The organism is Psychrobacter sp. PG1 (genome assembly GCF_014897815.1).
Taxonomy (GTDB): Bacteria; Pseudomonadota; Gammaproteobacteria; order Pseudomonadales; family Moraxellaceae; genus Psychrobacter.
Genome location: NZ_JABUZG010000084.1, coordinates 121,912 through 140,286, shown reverse-complemented (window position 1 = coordinate 140,286; position 18,375 = coordinate 121,912). Strand labels below are relative to the sequence as shown.

General features: G+C 43.5%; 16 protein-coding genes and 1 tRNA gene. 8 read left to right on the top strand and 9 right to left on the bottom strand.

From position 1 onward, the window contains the following. Positions 1-78: 78 nt before the first annotated feature. The 6 genes from truA to dinB all read right to left on the bottom strand — a co-directional run bounded on the left by truA (position 79) and on the right by dinB (position 8,272). Positions 79-918, bottom strand: coding sequence for a tRNA pseudouridine(38-40) synthase TruA (gene truA / locus INT03_RS13770; protein ID WP_193009377.1), 840 nt, complete (start codon positions 916-918; stop codon positions 79-81). A gap of 73 nt (positions 919-991) precedes the next feature. Next, positions 992-2,077: an asparaginase gene (locus INT03_RS13765; RefSeq protein ID WP_193009531.1), complete on the bottom strand. Its 1,086-nt coding sequence runs from the start codon at positions 2,075-2,077 to the stop codon at positions 992-994. A gap of 191 nt (positions 2,078-2,268) precedes the next feature. Beyond that, the gene (locus tag INT03_RS13760) at positions 2,269-3,882 is read right to left on the bottom strand and encodes a FimV/HubP family polar landmark protein (RefSeq protein WP_193009376.1); all 1,614 of its coding nucleotides are present in this window, start codon (positions 3,880-3,882) and stop codon (positions 2,269-2,271) included. Positions 3,883-3,933: 51 nt separating this feature from the next. Next, a complete protein-coding gene (locus tag INT03_RS13755; RefSeq protein WP_193009375.1) occupies positions 3,934-5,688 on the bottom strand; it encodes a FimV family protein in 1,755 nt (584 codons plus the stop codon). Between the two features lie 111 nt (positions 5,689-5,799). Next, a complete protein-coding gene (queA, locus tag INT03_RS13750; RefSeq protein WP_193009374.1) occupies positions 5,800-7,020 on the bottom strand; it encodes a tRNA preQ1(34) S-adenosylmethionine ribosyltransferase-isomerase QueA in 1,221 nt (406 codons plus the stop codon). A gap of 166 nt (positions 7,021-7,186) precedes the next feature. Then, positions 7,187-8,272: a DNA polymerase IV gene (gene dinB / locus INT03_RS13745; protein WP_193009373.1), complete on the bottom strand. Its 1,086-nt coding sequence runs from the start codon at positions 8,270-8,272 to the stop codon at positions 7,187-7,189. A gap of 508 nt (positions 8,273-8,780) precedes the next feature. Between dinB and INT03_RS13740 the strand changes: the two genes are divergently transcribed. Then, complete coding sequence (locus INT03_RS13740; protein WP_045446843.1) at positions 8,781-9,026, top strand: hypothetical protein; 246 nt, start codon at positions 8,781-8,783, stop codon at positions 9,024-9,026. A 65-nt stretch (positions 9,027-9,091) separates the two neighbouring features. Here the strand turns inward: INT03_RS13740 and INT03_RS13735 are convergent. Together INT03_RS13735 and INT03_RS13730 are read right to left on the bottom strand one after the other, a co-directional pair. Continuing rightward, positions 9,092-9,177: transfer RNA gene (locus tag INT03_RS13735), tRNA-Leu, on the bottom strand. Positions 9,178-9,311: 134 nt separating this feature from the next. Beyond that, entirely contained in the window at positions 9,312-10,085 is a 774-nt protein-coding gene (locus tag INT03_RS13730; RefSeq protein ID WP_045452050.1) for a ferredoxin--NADP reductase, read from the bottom strand. Positions 10,086-10,588: 503 nt separating this feature from the next. On the opposite strand from INT03_RS13730, the gene tsaA reads away from it, so the two are divergent. Both tsaA and INT03_RS13720 read left to right on the top strand, forming a co-directional pair. Further along, on the top strand, positions 10,589-11,461 hold the full coding sequence (tsaA, locus tag INT03_RS13725; RefSeq protein WP_193009372.1) for a tRNA (N6-threonylcarbamoyladenosine(37)-N6)-methyltransferase TrmO: 873 nt from the start codon (positions 10,589-10,591) through the stop codon (positions 11,459-11,461). An 85-nt stretch (positions 11,462-11,546) separates the two neighbouring features. Next, positions 11,547-13,334, top strand: coding sequence for a GspE/PulE family protein (locus INT03_RS13720; protein WP_193009371.1), 1,788 nt, complete (start codon positions 11,547-11,549; stop codon positions 13,332-13,334). 53 nt (positions 13,335-13,387) lie between these two features. Here the strand turns inward: INT03_RS13720 and INT03_RS13715 are convergent, their stop codons facing one another. Next, positions 13,388-14,053 carry an acyltransferase gene (locus INT03_RS13715; RefSeq protein ID WP_193009370.1) on the bottom strand — a complete coding sequence of 222 codons (666 nt, stop codon included), beginning with the start codon at positions 14,051-14,053 and terminating at the stop codon, positions 13,388-13,390. Positions 14,054-14,313: 260 nt separating this feature from the next. On the opposite strand from INT03_RS13715, the gene INT03_RS13710 reads away from it, so the two are divergent. From INT03_RS13710 to gspJ, 5 genes are all read left to right on the top strand, one after another. Further along, on the top strand, positions 14,314-15,102 hold the full coding sequence (locus tag INT03_RS13710) for a TatD family hydrolase (RefSeq protein ID WP_193009369.1): 789 nt from the start codon (positions 14,314-14,316) through the stop codon (positions 15,100-15,102). Positions 15,103-15,335: 233 nt separating this feature from the next. Continuing rightward, positions 15,336-16,019 carry a TetR/AcrR family transcriptional regulator gene (locus INT03_RS13705; RefSeq protein ID WP_045446854.1) on the top strand — a complete coding sequence of 228 codons (684 nt, stop codon included), beginning with the start codon at positions 15,336-15,338 and terminating at the stop codon, positions 16,017-16,019. 175 nt (positions 16,020-16,194) lie between these two features. Next, positions 16,195-17,022 (top strand): prepilin-type N-terminal cleavage/methylation domain-containing protein, encoded by an 828-nt coding sequence (locus tag INT03_RS13700; protein ID WP_226950202.1) that lies wholly within the window; start codon positions 16,195-16,197, stop codon positions 17,020-17,022. A gap of 3 nt (positions 17,023-17,025) precedes the next feature. After that, positions 17,026-17,520 (top strand): type II secretion system minor pseudopilin GspI, encoded by a 495-nt coding sequence (gene gspI / locus INT03_RS13695; protein ID WP_193009368.1) that lies wholly within the window; start codon positions 17,026-17,028, stop codon positions 17,518-17,520. Continuing rightward, positions 17,517-18,371: a type II secretion system minor pseudopilin GspJ gene (gene gspJ, locus INT03_RS13690; RefSeq protein WP_193009367.1), complete on the top strand. Its 855-nt coding sequence runs from the start codon at positions 17,517-17,519 to the stop codon at positions 18,369-18,371. The genes gspI and gspJ overlap by 4 nt, the downstream gene beginning before the upstream one ends. Positions 18,372-18,375 lie beyond the last annotated feature (4 nt).

Below are 18,375 nucleotides of genomic sequence, written 5' to 3'. Positions count from 1 at the left end.
GTTAGCGGATTAAAGCAATACAGCACTAGGTTTTTACTTGACAGCCTGTAACCGTTATGTATGCCAACTTCTATTTATTTAGTCAGGTAAATTTAGCCAAATGGGGGTTAAAGGAGCATTTGGCAGTCGTTGTTGAAAATGCTCAGGATAGTAAGCATTGATAAAGTATAGACCATCACCAGAGGCAGTAGGCGGTGCGATAGTACGATCTTTTTTGGCTAAAATATCTAAAAAGGCTTCTGGCTGCAATTCGTGTCGACCGATGGCATACAAGGTACCCATTAAGTTACGAACCATATGATGCAAAAATCCATCTGCTTGAATATCAAAAACAATAAACTGACCATGAGCAAAGAGTCTTGCGTGACTGACTGAGCGTACCGGCTGATTAGACTGGCAAGCAGCGGCGCGGTAGCTACTAAAATCGTGAGTACCGACGATCTCAGCCGCCACCAGTTGCATCGCTGCTAAATCGAGCGGTTCATAGATGTGAGTAACTTGGTGATTCAAAATAGCAGGGCGCTGTGCTTGATTCAGCGTGATGTAGCGATAGCGACGGGCAATGGCACCAAAACGCGCATGAAAGTCGTCAGGCATTGGTTGAATCCAGCGCAAGGCGATATCATCAGGCAATAGACTGTTTACCCCGCGCAGCCAGTTATGAGTAGGACGATAGGCACGTGTCGTAAAGTGGGCAATCATATTGCTGGCATGAACGCTTGCATCGGTACGACCAGCCGCGACGACCTCTACCGTCTCATTTGCGACTTTACCGATAGCGGTTTCTAATGCTTCTTGTACGCCTAATACTTCTCGTTGTCGCTGCCAGCCATGATAGCGCGTGCCCAAGAACTCAATTGCAATGGCTAATGTATAGGTTGGGGGCATTTCAGCGTTGATGCTGTTAATCTCGGACATGTTAATCTCGGACATGGTTGGTATTGGACATTTTCGTATTGGCGCTTATAAAGTAAATATATTTAACGATAGTCTAACGTTTTTTGATAGTGGTGCCCGCCTGATTGACATTGTTCAACCAACGTTGTCTGCGCCGAGTGGGATTGTCATAACGCAGCAATAGCCATAATAATCGTGCATAGATAGCGGGAATCGTTAAGCGTCCGCCAGCAATAACATGATACTCATATTGCCAACTACCAGCCGCATAGCTGTCACTGACACCGCCAAATGGAGACTGGCTAGCGCATATCACCATGTGGCCGTTTTTATAAGCAAGCTCTAGTGCCTCTGCTAGCGCTTGCGAATAAGGAACATTACCTGCGCCAAATCCTAACAGGATAATGCCACATGGCGGCTGTGATAATAATGCCTGTAGCTGGCTAGTCATTACCTCAGTGTCGTTTGGCAAGCAATATAAAGCATGAATGCGTGCTTGCTCAGCCCGAGATTCGATATAGTCAATCATTGCTTGCTGATCATCGAGCCAATGCTGGCGGCGGGTATCCGGTAAGTTTTTGATATAACTATTGGCAGGATAGGCGGCTCTGGAGTGACCCGTAAATGCCATCAAATCATGGCTATGAATTTTTTGTACCGTTTGCGCAGGCCAAGACTCACCGCCAAAAGCAATCTTCACACCCGACTCACCAGCAGCAGCCAGTTTTAGTGAATCGCTGAGGTTATCCCATGCGTCGCTATGGTCATCGATATCATAGGAATGTATCACCTCGCTGTCTAACAATGGGCGCATACTACCAGTGACGACTATACAAATATCACTGCCAGCAAACGCTTCTGCTAAAAAGGCACCCAAATAACTCAAAGTATCTGTACCAGTGATGAGCACAAAACGCCTGTCGCCTTGTGCATAGGCTGCTAGCAAAAGCTGATAAAAATGTACAAAGTCGTTAGGGGTAAATTGGCTACTGTCTTTAATTAAGGCGTTATCCAGCCATGAGATTTGAGGCAAGTGGTTAGCGTTATCTCGGTCAGTCAATAGCTTTTGTAAAGTCGGTAAGAATACTTCTGCTGATAACGGTGCTAAGGGTCGTCCATAGCTACCAAAAGTACCGCCAGCATAAATGAGTTGGACAGGATTGGATAATGTATTTGTCATAGCAGAAAATGGCATAGTATGAGCCGTAATAAAGAAGTATGTGATAAAAAAGAGAGTTTAAGGTTGGATGCTAATAGCTAATAGCTAATAGCGCTCAGTAATAATAAATAGTATAAAGGTTAAATGCAAAAAAAATCAGCAAGTATTCTTAGTGTTATAGAATACTTGCTGACCAAAGAACGATGGGGCTTTTACGCAGTACGATCTAGTAATACTTTTGCTTGGTTCTGTTGCTCACTAGTGCCCTGAATTAATACCTCATTCAATAAGCGTTTGGCACTGTCGTATTCACCCAATTGTAAATATTGGCCTGCCAAATCTAGCGTAACTTGAGTGCTATCTAATGATTTGACAAAGTCAAAGTCGGCCGCAAAGCGCGAGGAAAAGTCTTCTGCCGTTTCAGTATCTTCTTCGGCGGTAAGGGCCGACTCGTCCTCAATTTGAGCAACTGGGCTGAGTGCTGTTGAAGAGTGAGTATCGAATTCATTGTCTAATAAAGAGTTATCATCGAATAGCAACGGGGCTGTCGGTGTAACACTAGATTCTTCAGCAAGAGCATATTCTGAATCATTATTATCAAGCGATTGTGCTTCGAGATTAATATTTTCAAAGCTTTCGGTTTCAAAACGATCTTCTTCAATAATGAAGTTATCAATATCACTATTTTCTTCAAGTACAGGCGCTTCGCTTTCTGTTAATGTTTCTATGTTGTTTGGCGCATCGAGACTGTCTAAAGACAAAGTGAAATCATTTTCTTCGTCATTCTGGACAGTGTTGATAGACAATGCTTCAACAGTCTCGTCAACACCTTTATCGACATCAGTTGCTAGATCATCAAAGTCTAAAATGAACGCGTCATCTTCTAGCATCATTTCCTCGTTAATACTATCAGGGCGGTCTGGAATGACAGAATCCGTTGCCTGCGCATCAGTTTCTTCAGATGAATCAAAGCTGAAGTCAAAATCGCTAAGATCATTGAGATCATTATCTTCTGCGGACACCGCGACATCATTATCAGTTATGTTGATATTGGCAGTGTTCAGGCTTTCGTCGTCCATCATCTCTAATGGTGATGTGACTGGTGCCGTATCAGTCGCCTCAGATGCGCCAATATTATTCTCTAAATCACTCAGCGTAAGATCAAAGTTATTTTCTACATTGTCGCTAGTAAGACTGGCCTCATAAGATGTGTTTGTTACTGACGAGTTAGACATACTGTCATCTATCAGCGTACTACGGTTATCTTCAGAGGTTGCTGGCTGATCAGATAGCGCGTTCTTACTATCGATTTGATTAATCGGTAAGTCAAAATCTATGCTTTCAAAATGGCTATTATCTTCTACGGGTGCCTCTTTTGCTGCGACTTGATTCTGCTCTTCCGAAAATAAAGCTTTTAACTCATCAGCTAGCGCAAGACTTTTTGGGTCGCTTTGCGTCTTGATGGCATCATAAACTTTGTTAAAGTTCTCTGGCTGATTAATAGTCGCGTATATGCTGAGTAATTTAACAGATAATTGACCATCATTCGGTTTTTCGCTTAGGCCGCGACTGAGGGTTTCAATGGCTTTGTCATAACGCTGTTGATCCATGAAGCGCTGGGCAATCGTAATATGATCAAACTTATTGTCATCATCTTTGCGGCTTTGGGCAGGAGTGTTGTGATCCGTTTTTGGCATCGGAGCTGGCGTAGCGGTACTCATTCCCGGCTGCGCTGAGGGCTTTTGCGCTTTCTTTTTGTACAATAGTAAACCGGCTACTATTAGAATAAGTACCAATCCGGCGATGATATATAGCATATTGTCCATAGTTACTCCCACGCCTATGATCACAGCACACTGCGTTGATCAGTTAGGCAATTATTGATTGCGTAGTTTTTTGAGACGAGCTTGGAGCTCAGCCAGTTTTTGGTTTTGTAATTGAATTTTTCTTGTATAGCTATCAAGTGCACTGCTGGTTTTTGACAGCTGCTGAGCTTGAGCTGCGGTACTTTGTCTTGAGGCCTTGAGCGTGGCTAATATATCTGTGCTGAGACCATTACCTGTTGTCGCTGCTGATGTTGCTTGGGTGCCATCTGCGTTGCCATTACGACCAGGTGCGAGCACTGAAAATTGTGCTTTTGGCAACGTTTGTGTTTTAGTAATCATGGGTTTTTTACGCTGTTTAGCGACTTGATTTGTTTCAGACAGTTTTTTAGAGGGTGCTTTTGCGGCCTTTTTTACCACAGGGGTGTTTGCTCTGCGGCTATATTGTCTTTGCGCCTCAATCGCCGCTTCTAGTTTTTGTTGTGATGGTACGACATCGTAACTGGGCAAGCTAAGCTTGGCATCCGCTTTGAGTTGACCCGCGTCTTTATTAATAAAGGCATCAGGGTTTTGCGTCTGAATCTGCTTCATTACTGTTTGAATGTCTAAGTCATTTTCTTGCGCAATTTGCTGTGCAATAATCCATAGACTGTCGTTGCGCTGTACTTGATATTGGGACGCAGTAGTAGTGCTGGCTGCCGTACTGATAGAGGCGTTGTTGGTGAAACTAGATGGGACAGTGGCGACAGCTGTATTGCTAGTGTCAAGACTGGCTTTTGGTGTACTCGCTTTGTTGTCACTCGGCGTTGGCATAATAGGAGAAGCAGTCATCATGCCAGCTTCTGATTTGCTACTTGGCTGTATCTGGCGAGTGACTTGAATATTCAAAATATCGAGCTGCTTATCAGTGACAGCTGTAGCTGATAGACTATTATCTATTGGCATGGTCTTGTTATTGACTAGGGCTGTATCATTCGCTACATTCTTAGCAGAATTGAGGTCGATATTGCTGTTACCCATTGTGGTAACGTTGCCATTTACACTCAAGCGACCATTGTCTAATCGACTGGTTGGATTACGAGCATTGTCGTTAGCGTTAAGAGTATTGTTAACGTTGTTTAAACGACCATTATCTAGCCGGCTAGGCGCATAAGCAAGATTGTTGCCTTGCGAAGTAGGAGTCGTTGTAGGTGCTTGGATATTAGGTGCTGGCAATTTAGACGCCACCAACTCGCTCGTTGACGAGTGAGTAGTCGCTAGTATAGGTGATAATGTTAATGGCGGCGGTGCACCTTCTCTAACGGTCAACGGTTTAGCCGTATTAGAGGACACACTGGGTAGATTGGGTTTTTTTGCGCCAGTAACGATATTTTTAGGCGCGTCAATGGGCAAACGGCTATTGAGCGGCATCAACAATGTCTTGGGAATGACGTTGCGTTGACCCTTATCATTTATGTTCAAAACCACATCAGCAAAAGGTGTAGATACAGGTTGTGAAGTAGTAATAAATACTTCACCGCTGGTCGCTGAGGTAGGTTTAAAACGTACGGTCATCGAATCAGTTTGGGCCAAGCCCATTTGCTGATAAATAGTAGAGTTTGCCAAACTTGCTGAAAAGTCAGCGGCTCGGATATCACTGACCATAATGCTCGCAGCTAGCGGCTCATGCTGGGCAGAGGTCACAACAGTCTTACCAATCGTTGCAGCTTGTGCACTCGATACGAGAGCCGCATAGCCTACGGAACAAATTAGTGCCATCGAGACCGCGCGATGTACCGTAGTCAACCGATGAGATAAATGACAAGACATGTGCAGACCTTTAAGATATAAGTTATCTGTGCTGTTATAACAAAATACCATTTAGTTTACCAGTTTATTTCACAACTGTTGTGGACAATGCAAAAAATGTTTAAGCATTGTTTAATATCGCTTTCTGTCGAGCAGCATTGCATCGCCATAACTAAAGAAACGATAGTGTTCTTTAATCGCATGTTGATAACCATGCTCAATGGCATCTTTACCCGAAAATGCCGAGACCAGCATTAATAACGTTGATTTGGGTAAATGGAAATTGGTTAATAGTCGATCTATCACACCAAACTTAAACCCTGGGTAAATGAATATATCGGTGTCACCTGACCAGCTGGAGAGAGGCTGCCCATTAACGGCTGTTTTTTGATAAGCCGTTTCGAGCACGCGTGTGACCGTGGTGCCAATAGCGATGACTTGTTTACCATTCGCATGGGTTTCATTGATGAGCTCAGCGGTTGCTTGTGGTAAATGTGCATATTCACTATGCATGGTGTGATTGAGCAAGTTGTTCGTTTTTACTGGCGCAAATGTACCAGCGCCAACGTGTAAAGTCACAAAAGCCGTACGAATACCTTTTGCCGCAAGTTTGCTCAGTACCGATTCATCAAAGTGTAAGCTTGCAGTCGGTGCAGCCACACTCGCAAGCTTGGTTGGATCATGAAAAACCGTTTGATAACGAGTATTGTCTGTCTCATCCGCATGGCGTTCAAAGTAGGGGGGAATAGGCAGCTCACCATAAAGCTCTAAATGCGGCAAGATCGGCGCATCAAACGCTAAAATAAATAAGTTGTCTTGACGACCAATCATCACCGCCTTCATATGACCGTCAGCAAGCTGCAAGTGTTGTCCAAGTTTGAGCGCTTTACTGGCTTTAACATGGCAAAGTGCAATATGTTCTTGATTCACGGCTTTGTCATTTGCAGCTTCTACAGATTTTTCAGCCTCTACATATAAAGTCGCTGTCTCTAAATCTGAGATATCAACCAAACGTTCAATCAATACTTCAAGCTTACCGCCAGTATCCTTTTGTCCAAAAAGACGCGCTTTCATCACCTTTGTATCATTAAATACAATCAAATCACCCTCATTTAATAACTCAGGTAACTCAGTGAATAAGCGATCTTCTACAAGCGTAGAGTCTTTTTGATTATTGGCAGGCAAATACAAAAGTTTTGAGGCAGAACGCTGTGAGAGAGGATAGCGTGCAATCAGGCTATCTGGCAGCTCATAATCATAGTCATCAACGCTCAAATAGTTCAAACCATTGTTGTTTTTTTCGGCATCAATTGAGGCGGCAGTAGTAGAGTCTATAGTGTGAAAATCGTTCATAATTAATCTTTAAATGAATGTAAATTTTGGCGTAATTGTAGCAGAAACCATGTCATGAAAGGGCAGTTTAGTAAGGACTTATGCGCACAAAAGGGTTTGTATATTAAATAGCCTAAGCATTAATTGTTAGAATGAATCATCAACAAAAGCGATAAGCGTCAGTATGTTATTCAAACAAATTTAACTGCGGCAACAATTGGGCGGCAGGTGCTAATGAAGAGAAAGTAACACCGACTAAGCGGATAGGTAGCTCACGAGGAATGTCTAAAAACAGTTTGTCCAACCAATAATGGGCAGAATCAGCACTGTTAAAGGCAGTCGATAGCGTGTGTGAGCGGGTGATTTGAGTGAAGTCTGCGTATTTAACTTTTAGAGTAATGGTATAGGCGACCAGCTGTTTTTGTTGCAATTGATGAAAGGCATCACCATTTTGTTCATAAATTTGTATACGTAATTCATGGTTGTCATTTAGATTGTCTTTGAATGTGGTCTCAGAACCCACAGATTTATGCGCGCGCTCAGATTTGACAGCACGCTCATCACGCCCATGGGCAATATCGTGATAAAACTGCCCACGCTTGCCGAACTCCTGCACCAAGACAGCTGCTTGCATTCGCTTGAGATCCGCGCCAGTACTTACACCCATTGCATGTAAGCGCTTGGCAGTGGCTTTACCAATACCATGAAAACGCTCGATAGGTAGCGTACTGATAAAGGCATCAGCGTCCGCTGGCGTGATAATGGCCGTACCATTGGGCTTATTGATATCAGAGGCAATTTTAGCCAACATCTTGTTAAACGACACACCTGCTGAGGCGGTTAACCCAGTATGCGCTAGTATTTGTGCCCTTAGCCAGTTCGCCATCAAGGTAGCTGAGCCTTTATGGACTTTGAGCCCTGTAACATCGAGATACGCCTCATCTAGAGACAATGGTTCAACATGTGGCGTTAAGCGGTACATAATCTGGCGAATATCGCTACTAACTGCGCGATAAACCTCAAAACGTGGTCTAACAAAAATGACTTCTGGGCAACGTTTACGCGCCTCATAACAAGACATGGCAGAGCGTACACCAAATTTACGCACCTCATAGCTGGCTGCTGCGACCACGCCGCGACCACTTGGATCGCCACCAACCACCAGTGGCTTACCGCGCAGTTCAGGAAAGTCACGCTGCTCCACACTGGCATAAAAAGCATCCATGTCTATATGAATGATTTTACGAGGGCTAGCATTTATAGAAGTTGTCATACTCACTATTTTACCTGATTCAAGCGCTTTGATTGAGTGTCAAAATTTGGATTTATCGATAGACTCCTTTGCTAGGTTAGCAGGACACTAGCAATGATATATGAATAATTTTATATGTCATAAATCTTATATATCATAGAGTTAGTTAATGATAAACAGAAGTATTAATTCAAAAAAATCGTATTTAGCAAACATATTTCTGCTATTGAATTATCTAAGTCTACTGTAAATCAAACTCATTTGTACTCTTGCACCACCTGTCGTATCCACCTCACCGTTTGTCATAAATCTCACATTTAGATGTTACAGTTTTGATTCTGGTGTTTTACAATATAGTATCCGCGCTAATGGATGATTATAAAACAATAAGTAATGCCTTGTGCGCCTCTATGACCATGTAAAAAAGACATTACTTATCGCTCATGCCAAGATCGAAAATGGAGTTTTGGTAAAATTAACTCTTTAAGAGCTTGATGTTAGAGAGTTTAGAATGACTAAGGAGCTGATGATGAATAATGAACTAAAAGGGAGCGATTTAACAAGGGCGATGCTAGCACGCGGCGATAAAAAAGTATGGTGTGCGGTTTGTGATGATAGTGATGAGCAAGCAATGATGGATCATTGTGGTAATGATTTTACGGCTTATATCGTATCATTTCGTGACGGACATTTTTATTGTAATGCTGGCATGCCGTGGGAGTTTGCCGTGCCCATTAAGATAATTGCGGTGCTGCAATCTGAAATAGAGAAGTAAGTATAGCAATAATATTACCGGCACAAAAAAACCTCCTGATGAGGAGGCTGATTTGTTACTAATATTGGTACCAGTGGTCGGACTCGAACCGACACGCTTATTAGGCAACGGATTTTGAATCCGTCATGTCTACCAATTCCATCACACTGGCATGTTAGAAGATAAGGTCTATTAGATAGAGATTATCGAATTGGGCTACAGGGTTAACTCTGTATAGGCTGCGTATTATAGCAGCCTATTTTTATCCGTCAAGAATTATTTGATATAATTTTCAATTAAATTGGTTTAGCCTACAAAAGCACGTTCAACGGCATAATCTGCTTGGACACCCATGCGTGGTGAAACAGTCAAACCAAAATCATCCAAAATCGCTGAAACTTCAGCATTAAATGGCATGCTACCGCAGATCATGACACGGTCGTCTTCTTTATTCATCGGCGGTAAGCCAATGTCTTCAAAGAGCTTTCCTGAGGTCATTAAGTCAGTCACGCGACCTTGATTTTTGAAATCTTCACGAGTCACTGTTGGGTAGTAGATGAATTTTTCACGATACCATTCACCAAAGATCTCGTCGTTAGGTAATTCGTTTTCAAACATATCACGATACGCCAAATCATCGACATGGCGCACACCATGTACCAAGATGATTTTTTCAAAGCGTTCATAGACTTCAGGATCACGTGCCAACGATAAAAATGGCGCCAGTCCAGTGCCTGTAGAGAGCATATAAAGGTTTTTGCCAGGCAGTAAATCATCTAGTACCAAAGTGCCCGTTGGTTTTTTGCTGACCAACAGCTCGTCACCAACTTTGATATGCTGCAAGCGCGAGGTTAATGGACCATCTTGAACCTTGATAGAAAAGAATTCTAAGTGATCTTCGTAGTTCGGGCTAGCAATCGAATAAGCGCGCAATAGCGGTCTGCCATCGACAACGATTCCGATCATCGCAAATTCTCCATTACGAAAGCGCAGGCCATCGTCGCGAGTTGTCTTGATGCTAAATAGAGCGTCATTCCAGTGATGAACCTCTGTGACCGTTTCGGTGCGAAGTTTTGACATAAAGTCCTCGTTAATAAGTTGCTATCGGTTTTATTAAGTTTAAATGAGTGTTAAATTAAAATTTTCAATGAAAAAGGGTATAGAAGGGTAGTAAATTTTCAATCACTATTGGAACAGCCAATCGTTTAAAACCTCTGTCATGCAAAGTAAGTAGCATAGCCGATGTTTTAATCAATGTGATGGGGCGATATTCTAACACCTTATTGAGCATTTAAAATCAGGAGAGGGACTGATAAGGTCTAAGGATAGATACGACTGAATCTGTCACCTGCCAAACCACGACAATGGCTGTTGCTGGCTTATAAGGGTTGAAAAATAAAGGCTCTCATCGAATTTATGGCTCATAATACCAAAATTTAAAATAAAAATCCGTCTGGCAGCGACGATGGGGCATGATAAAATGGAATATCGTTAGTGAGTAATTTTGTATCACTGGATAATATGTGCTAAACGCTCTCATAAAAGCAGATGCTTACTATTGAACGGTTTTTTGGAGAAACATGATGTCCGATGATAATATCTCTTTGGCGGGTTACCACCATGCGCCAATGATTGGCTACCATCGCGCGCCGCTATCACAGAAATTTGGTGCGCCACGCCAGCCGAACTTGGTTGCGCTCACCAGTATCATTGAGATGATAGCGCCTTATGACTCGCCAGCAGCATTTGCCGGTTTAGACGCGTTCAGCCATATCTGGATCAGTTGGCAGTTTCATCATAACTATACCAATAAAGACAGTCACATTGGCAAAAGCGGCACTGACTTTCGTGCGCAAGTCCGCCCACCAAGGCTCGGTGGCAATCAAAAAATAGGGGTGTTTGCCAGTCGCAGTATGTATCGACCCTCAGCGCTTGGGTTATCTGTCGTCAAGCTTGAAAGTATCGAGGTTTGTGATGGGCGCGTGTTACTTATTATTAGCGGTGCAGATATGATAGATGGTACGCCGATTATCGATATTAAGCCCTATGTCGCTTATAGCGATGCGCTCAGCAATGTAAAAAGCGGGTTTGCGCCAACTGCGCCAGATTTATTAGAGATAATTATCACGGAGTCTGCTTACGAGCAATTTATGACGTTGGTTGATGCTGGACGATGCGATAAAAATGACAATGAGACTGAAAATAAAAATAATAAGAAAGCTATTCATGCAAAAAATAATAGTGTAGCGACGCTTATTCGACAAATGCAAGAGCAATTGCTCATTGCTGATATCGAGACTATTAAAGCATTAATTGCGCAAGACCCGCGTCCAGCCTATCGTCGCGCGGAGATCAATACGCCGTTTGTCATGCGTTATAAGTCTGTCGATGTGAGCTTCCAGTTGATAGAATCAGGGCAATTGCAGATAATGGCTGTTGTGAAAGTGAGCTTGTAGCGCCCAGTGACGCCATTACTGCCGCATGAATTATCCATAAATCACTCCTCAATAAATAACGCATCAATAATAAAAGAAGAAAAATATGTCTGCTCAGAAATATTCAATCGTGATTGATTTACGTTGGTGCTTAGATGAACTATTGGCAGATAAGGTAATTGATCAGCGTGGCTACAATTTAGTGATGACGAGCCGCCGTGATAAAGCGCAGCATCCACTCCTGACCATCAGTGAATTTGGTCTGCCAAACGGTCATGCACTCGATAAAAACGTTGAGCATAAATTGACTTTGGTATGGTTGAATCAATGGTTGGCTGCCAAAGCAGGCATGGCACTTGTCCGTATTGATCCATTAAAAGTCGATGTCCCAGCCGTGACCCAACTGATGTCCTTTGAATATGCCCGCTCACAGCATATTTTGCCCATTGAAGTGACGAATGATGAAGTCGTCATCGGTACAGACCAGCCGTTTTGTACGGAGTGGCAGACAAGTATCGAAAAATTAATCAAGTCTAAAAGCTATCGTACGGTTTATATCAATCCTGAGCAAATCAATCGCTACCGTCAAGAGTTTTACCAAGTCACCCAAGCGATTGCAGGAGCAAATAGTGTCCATAAGCGGGCGGCGGCTGATGTCACCAATGTTGAGGCATTATTGCAACTGGGCGACAATACCAACCCTGATGCCAACGATCAACATATTGTCAGAGTTGTCGATTGGTTGTTGCAATATGCTTTTGAGCAGCGAGCCAGTGATATCCATTTAGAGCCTCGCCGTGAGACGGGTAAAGTCCGTTTTCGTATCGATGGCGTGCTACATACCGTCTATGAGATGCCTTTGGCAATCATTGTCGCGGTGACGGCGCGGATTAAAATATTAGGACGACTGAATGTGGCAGAAAAACGCAAACCACAAGATGGTAGGTTGAAAACCCGTACGCCAAAGGGTCTAGAAACTGAGCTGCGCCTATCGACGATGCCGACAGCCTTTGGCGAAAAGCTGGTGATGCGGGTATTTGACCCTGAAGTGCTGGTGCGCTCGTTTGCTCAGCTTGGTTTGTCAGGTAAACAGCTCGATACTTGGCATGAGCTGACAGCGCATCCCAACGGTATTATTTTGGTCACAGGGCCAACGGGTTCAGGTAAGACTACGACGTTGTACAGTACGCTTAAGCAGCTCGCCACAGAACAAGTTAACGTTTGTACGATTGAAGATCCTATCGAGATGATTGAACCAGCTTTCAACCAAATGCAGGTTAATCCAGGGGTTGATTTGCACTTTGCCGATGGTATTCGCTCTTTGATGCGCCAAGACCCAGATATCATTATGGTTGGTGAGATTCGCGATGCCGAAACCGCCAATATGGCAGTACAAGCATCACTCACTGGACATTTGGTACTCTCGACGTTGCATACCAATGATGCACCAAGCTCACTTACTCGCTTGCATGATTTGGGCATTCAGCCGTTTTTAACCTCAGCGACGATATTAGGCGTCATGGCGCAGCGTTTGCTACGCACCTTATGTCCGCATTGCAAAAAAGCTCTAGACGTAATCCCAGACAGTGAAATTGCTATTCAGTGGCAGGAATTGGTTCAGCCTTGGCGTGCGCCCGCTCCAGCGCAAATTTATACGGCGCAAGGCTGCGAGCATTGTCGCCATACGGGCTATCAAGGTCGCGTTGGTCTGTACGAGATCATGCCGTTGTCAAATGAGCTAAAAAAACTGGTCGCCGCCGATGCCAATTTAGATGTGCTTAAGCAGCAAGCGTACCGCGAAGGTGTGCAGCCATTGCGCTTATCGGGTGCAAAGCGTATTAGTGAAGGGCTGACGACCATAGAAGAAGTAATGCGAGTGGTGCCATTGCATTGACATCAAACGGCTAACGCTTGCTTTAGTAAAACGTTGCCTTGTAACTTAACTCTTTAACGCTCCCAGCGTACATTTTGGCGAATAATTTTGGCTGGTGTACCAGCAATCATGCAGTTGGGCGTCTCAACTGGTTTATTGACAAATGCCCCTGCTGCAATAATACAACCACTGGCGATAGAGACGTTTTTAGAAATGGTTACATTGGCGGCAATCCAAATATGGTCTCCTAAACTGACGTCTGTATGTGCCTTATTCACTCGCGCGTTAGTGTCTATATCATAGACCTTGTGAACGTCAGTCGCTCGAATTTCGATACCACGTGATATCATGCATGATTGACCAATGGTCACACTTTTATCGCGCGCCAAAATATAGCAGTCAATAGCGGTGGTATGATTGCCGATATAAATATGTAGATAATTACCGACAACCAATAATCGCCCCGAGAATTTAACGTGCTCTCCAATCGTGACTTGATTGTGATTGCCGTTGATGTCAATTTTTAACTGATTAAATTTGCCGCCCTTACCGATAGTGATGTGATTGTCATAACCCTTACGAATGGTAATGGTCGAATTGCCAATGATGCGTGCATCTTTGGCGATATTGATATGATTATTGAGCCCTTTGTCTTGTAACAAAAACCGCTTTTTATAGAGCTGTTTGGGTAATAATGTTTTTATAATCGGAGAAAGGCTGATGGTTTTTTTATGGTTCATAATGATGGGCTTATGAAAAGTGAGTAGAAGGCGTAATGTTTTCGCTAGCGAATGGCTTCTATGGTTGATTAGCTGTCTTTATATCAAGGCTCATGTCAAGAATATAGTCAGTTTTGATACCGTTTCAGACACGGTTAACCATGACTCTGATAGTGTAACGCTAAACTTTGCTTGAAAACAGTTGCCTTTGGAGCAATCAATACTCTAAGGTTTTAAACCTAATATTTTTTATTCATTCATTTTTATTAACGAGATTACTTATGTTTACTGATAGCCATTGTCATCTTAATCGTTTAGATTTAACCAAGTATGATGGTCAATTGTCTGGCGCGATTGACGCGATGAAAGCTGCCAATGTCACTCGGGCAATGGCAATTATGTGTGATTTTGCCGAATATGATGAGATTGCTCATATTGTCAGCACCTATAGCGATGAGGCGCTAAATCTTGGCATGAGCGTCGGTATTCATCCTTGTGAGGACATTAGTGTCTTACAATCAGCGACGGTTGAGCGTTTGATCGAAACCGCTGATGCCGACCATGTATGGGCGATTGGGGAGACAGGATTAGATTATTACTGGTCAACGGAAAACAAAAAAGAGCAGCAAGCCAGTCTTGCTCGTCATATTCATGCCAGTCAAAGCCTGCAAAAGCCACTCGTCATTCATATGCGTGATGCTAAAGAAGATACGATTGATATCCTAAAATCAGAAGGCGCTGAACACGGTATTATTCACTGCTTTACCGAAGATTGGGAGACGGCCAAGCGTGCACTTGACTTAGGGTTTTATATATCATTTTCGGGCATTGTTAGCTTTAAAAGTGCTCAAATGATTAAAGATGCAGCAAAAAACATGCCTAGAGACAGACTGCTTATCGAAACTGACAGTCCTTATCTAGCACCGGTGCCCAAGCGTGGTAGACCGAATGAGCCTGCCTACGTACCGTATGTCGCCAGTTGTTTGGCAGAGATGTATGGCTGTAGTAGCGATGATGTTGGGGTATTAACTGCAAAAAACTTTGAGAATTTACTGGCACAGTATCACTAAAATGGTTATGCTATGACCACTCAGTCATTTATGATACAGTCCTGTTGCTTTAGGTTATTTGCACTTATGATGTGGAGCATAAGCCTATGATTATCAATGACTATTTAGCAAACATAAGCATATCTCCTTTGGTGGTTTTCGAGCAGACTTTGTATGACCTTATACGCTTGTCGCCGATGCATTCATCCACAAGATGGTCATATGCTTAATCTTGTCAGGTTTTAGGAGAGATTATGAGTCGTCAGCATCAGTTCAAGGCACGAGAAGAGAATATCTTAGCGATGGCAGAGCAATTGCTACTTGAGTCGGGCGATGGTGATATTACTTTAGACAGTTTGGCAGACCAGCTGGATCTGGCTAAAGGTACACTGTACAAGCATTTCTCCAGTAAAGATGAACTCTATTTGCGTATTATTATCCGCTATGAAGAACAACTGTTTGAGATTAATCGTATTGATGATTGTCCATCAGCAGGCGTTGCTCGTATGATCTTTCAGCAGTTATTTAATCCACAAAAAGCCATGTTGCTCAATCAAATCGAAGAGCGTTTGGCTGCATCAGTGACGGGTCTTAATCGTTTATTTGGTGAGCTATATGATATTCGCCGTCAGCGTATGAAACGCTTGATTGACATTATCAGTGCGTATTTACAAGAGCAGCACAGTAGTTTGAGCACGCGCGACTATTTGTCCTCGATTTGGGCGATGGGTCAGGGCGGTGCTGGACTATTAAATTCAAGCTTTTACCAGCGGTATTTGGGTCGCCGTGATACCCTGCGTTATGCCTTCGTTCAGCAAATGCTTGAGTTGCCGAGCCATTATCCTGCGGCCGACGATGAGGTGATGGATGAAGATATGCAGGAGTTGGTCGAGCAAATCGATACTGAGTCAGAAGAGCACCGTAATACCAGTTATTAATATCTTTGTTTAACTTATGGTCTTTTAACCCAATTTTTTTAAATTCGTGTTGCTATATTCGTTATCGCAGCACGGTGCATCCATGCTAAAAATGGATATATGCTTACCAGCTGTACCGCCCAATTATAGTTTTATTCTTTATACCACAACCTACTCATAGGTTTATAGGTGCAATATGCCGGTCACTGCCAAGATTCCTTCCAGCTCAGCGGTCACTTGCTATTCACACTTAAGTCATCAATATTTGCAGTATAAAAACACGGATAGATGTCTCTTACCTCTGGTTTATCAGCATAAATCCTTTCTAGTACGAAACGCTCACATTTCCCCTTATGAATCCTCAAACTTTGCTCAGGCACAGCAGGGCTTTACCCTTGTCGAAATTGTAGTGGTGGTCGTTATTCTGTCTATCTTTGCTGGCATGATGAGCTTGTCGGTGGGCAGTAGTGAGTCGCGTAAAAACCGTGCTTTTTATGAACATCTAACGGATTCGTTGAGCTATGTACGGTTGTTGTCTGCTGAGCGTATGCAGCCGATGGGTTTGAGCTTGCAAGCAGATAAACAAGGTCAAGTAGCTCCTGTGATTGTTACTTTATCAAATCCTTATATTGCCTATCAGACCAATGATACCCCGTCAAATAGCATGGACAGCACGCCTAAAAATTCGATGGAATTGTCTGCTGACCTGACAAATATGTCGGGGGCGATGGGAAAGCAACAGCCAGTACCTAGCTGGGAGATTGAGCCAGAAGTCAGTTTGCCAGAGTTACCTGCTGGGGTTAGTTTAAGGGTGCAAAGCTTGGAGGCTGGCAATCTATCAATGCCTGAACAGGGACAAACATTGCAGCCTTGGTTTGCCAATCAAGCAGTCCCACAGATATTATGGTTTGGTACAGGGCAAGCAACGCCTGTCACCATTGAGGTGCTGCACAATTCGCGTCTGGTGGGCGAGGTCATTACTATTATGCCTGATGGTAGTATGACGATCGGACAAGGACTGTAACTGATGATAGATAAGGATGGCATTATATCTGCTGATATAAACAAAAAGCCAATGCTATCAAAGCATGAAAGCGGCTTTACTCTGATTGAGGTAATGGTAGCGTTAGCAATTTTAGCAGTTGTTGCGGTGGCTGCTAGCCGTGCCAGTAGTGCCTATCTCAGCTCAGTGGATGTCTTACGCACACGTACATTGGCACATTTTGTCGCACAGAACGCGGCCGCTGATTTGCGTATCCAAGAGACATGGCTGACGGCCAATCGCACACAAACAATCAATGCTCAAGGGCGTGATTGGCAAGTAGTGATGACGGTCAATGATGCCATTACGCCTGCTTTAAAAGAGGTGAATATCGCTGTCGCACCCATTATAGATGGACAGACGCGCACAGCCGTGACGGATATCAACGTAATATTGAGCAATGCAGAGCAAGACATTGGTAGTTTGGACTTAAGCAGTTTGGGCGCTGATATTGCAGGGCAGTCTGGAGGCAATCCGTGAAGTCGCAGCGTGGATTTACGCTACTTGAATTGATGGTTGCCATGGCAATATTTGCGATGTTGGCGGTGGCTGGCTGGCAGGTGTTTGATAGCGTCAACCGCGCCCGAGAACGTGCACAATTTCATGCTGATAACTTAGCTGTTTTGCAATATGCTTATTTGCAGCTACAGCAAGATATGGGTCAAATTATCCCTTATCAAATACCAAATACTCAAAATATCAGTGTGACAAGTAACAGTACAAATGCCAGTGATAGCACAAACAATAGCGCCCAAGCCAATGAAACAGTACCTGGGCCTTTTATGAGCTTGGATGGTGAGCATGTCAGCTTTGTTCGTTTTGCCGACCCCGATCCACGTTATCAAAGTAGCATGAGTGTCCAGCATATTGAATACATTTTTGCCGATGAGCGTTTAATTCGCCGCCAATATACCAGCATCGATGGTGGGCGCGATAGCATCAGCCTAGACAGTGTATTGCTAGAAGGCGTTACCGCAGGGCGTTGGCAAGCATATTTACCTGAACTGAGCACCAAATTCCCAGATGCAGACAGCAGTAATAACGGCAATAGCAGTACAAAGACAACCTCTGGGCAAACGGCCAATGCCGTAAACGCCAAGCCAGCAGTGGTTTTATTGCCCAAAGGCATTACTGTCAATTTTACTTATCAGGATATGCCCATCACTTGGCAGTGGGCGCTTGCGCCCCAACCAATATCAATTAACAATACCAATAAAAGCAATAACAATGCTGCTAATAATGGCAATGGTAGCAATAACGATAGTAGTGATAAGACTAATAATGACGACCCGAATAGCAATGTAAATAACAATGCAGGAAGTAATATTTAACATG

Excerpts from the sequence above, each read along its gene's own strand:
- truA (WP_193009377.1), bottom strand. The coding sequence starts at position 918 with ATGTCCGAGATTAACAGCATCAACGCTGAAATGCCCCCAACCTATACA.
- INT03_RS13765 (WP_193009531.1), bottom strand. The coding sequence starts at position 2,077 with ATGACAAATACATTATCCAATCCTGTCCAACTCATTTATGCTGGCGGT.
- INT03_RS13760 (WP_193009376.1), bottom strand. The coding sequence starts at position 3,882 with ATGGACAATATGCTATATATCATCGCCGGATTGGTACTTATTCTAATA.
- INT03_RS13755 (WP_193009375.1), bottom strand. The coding sequence starts at position 5,688 with ATGTCTTGTCATTTATCTCATCGGTTGACTACGGTACATCGCGCGGTC.
- queA (WP_193009374.1), bottom strand. The coding sequence starts at position 7,020 with ATGAACGATTTTCACACTATAGACTCTACTACTGCCGCCTCAATTGAT.
- dinB (WP_193009373.1), bottom strand. The coding sequence starts at position 8,272 with ATGACAACTTCTATAAATGCTAGCCCTCGTAAAATCATTCATATAGAC.
- INT03_RS13740 (WP_045446843.1), top strand. The coding sequence starts at position 8,781 with ATGAATAATGAACTAAAAGGGAGCGATTTAACAAGGGCGATGCTAGCA.
- INT03_RS13730 (WP_045452050.1), bottom strand. The coding sequence starts at position 10,085 with ATGTCAAAACTTCGCACCGAAACGGTCACAGAGGTTCATCACTGGAAT.
- tsaA (WP_193009372.1), top strand. The coding sequence starts at position 10,589 with ATGTCCGATGATAATATCTCTTTGGCGGGTTACCACCATGCGCCAATG.
- INT03_RS13720 (WP_193009371.1), top strand. The coding sequence starts at position 11,547 with ATGTCTGCTCAGAAATATTCAATCGTGATTGATTTACGTTGGTGCTTA.
- INT03_RS13715 (WP_193009370.1), bottom strand. The coding sequence starts at position 14,053 with ATGAACCATAAAAAAACCATCAGCCTTTCTCCGATTATAAAAACATTA.
- INT03_RS13710 (WP_193009369.1), top strand. The coding sequence starts at position 14,314 with ATGTTTACTGATAGCCATTGTCATCTTAATCGTTTAGATTTAACCAAG.
- INT03_RS13705 (WP_045446854.1), top strand. The coding sequence starts at position 15,336 with ATGAGTCGTCAGCATCAGTTCAAGGCACGAGAAGAGAATATCTTAGCG.
- INT03_RS13700 (WP_226950202.1), top strand. The coding sequence starts at position 16,195 with ATGCCGGTCACTGCCAAGATTCCTTCCAGCTCAGCGGTCACTTGCTAT.
- gspI (WP_193009368.1), top strand. The coding sequence starts at position 17,026 with ATGATAGATAAGGATGGCATTATATCTGCTGATATAAACAAAAAGCCA.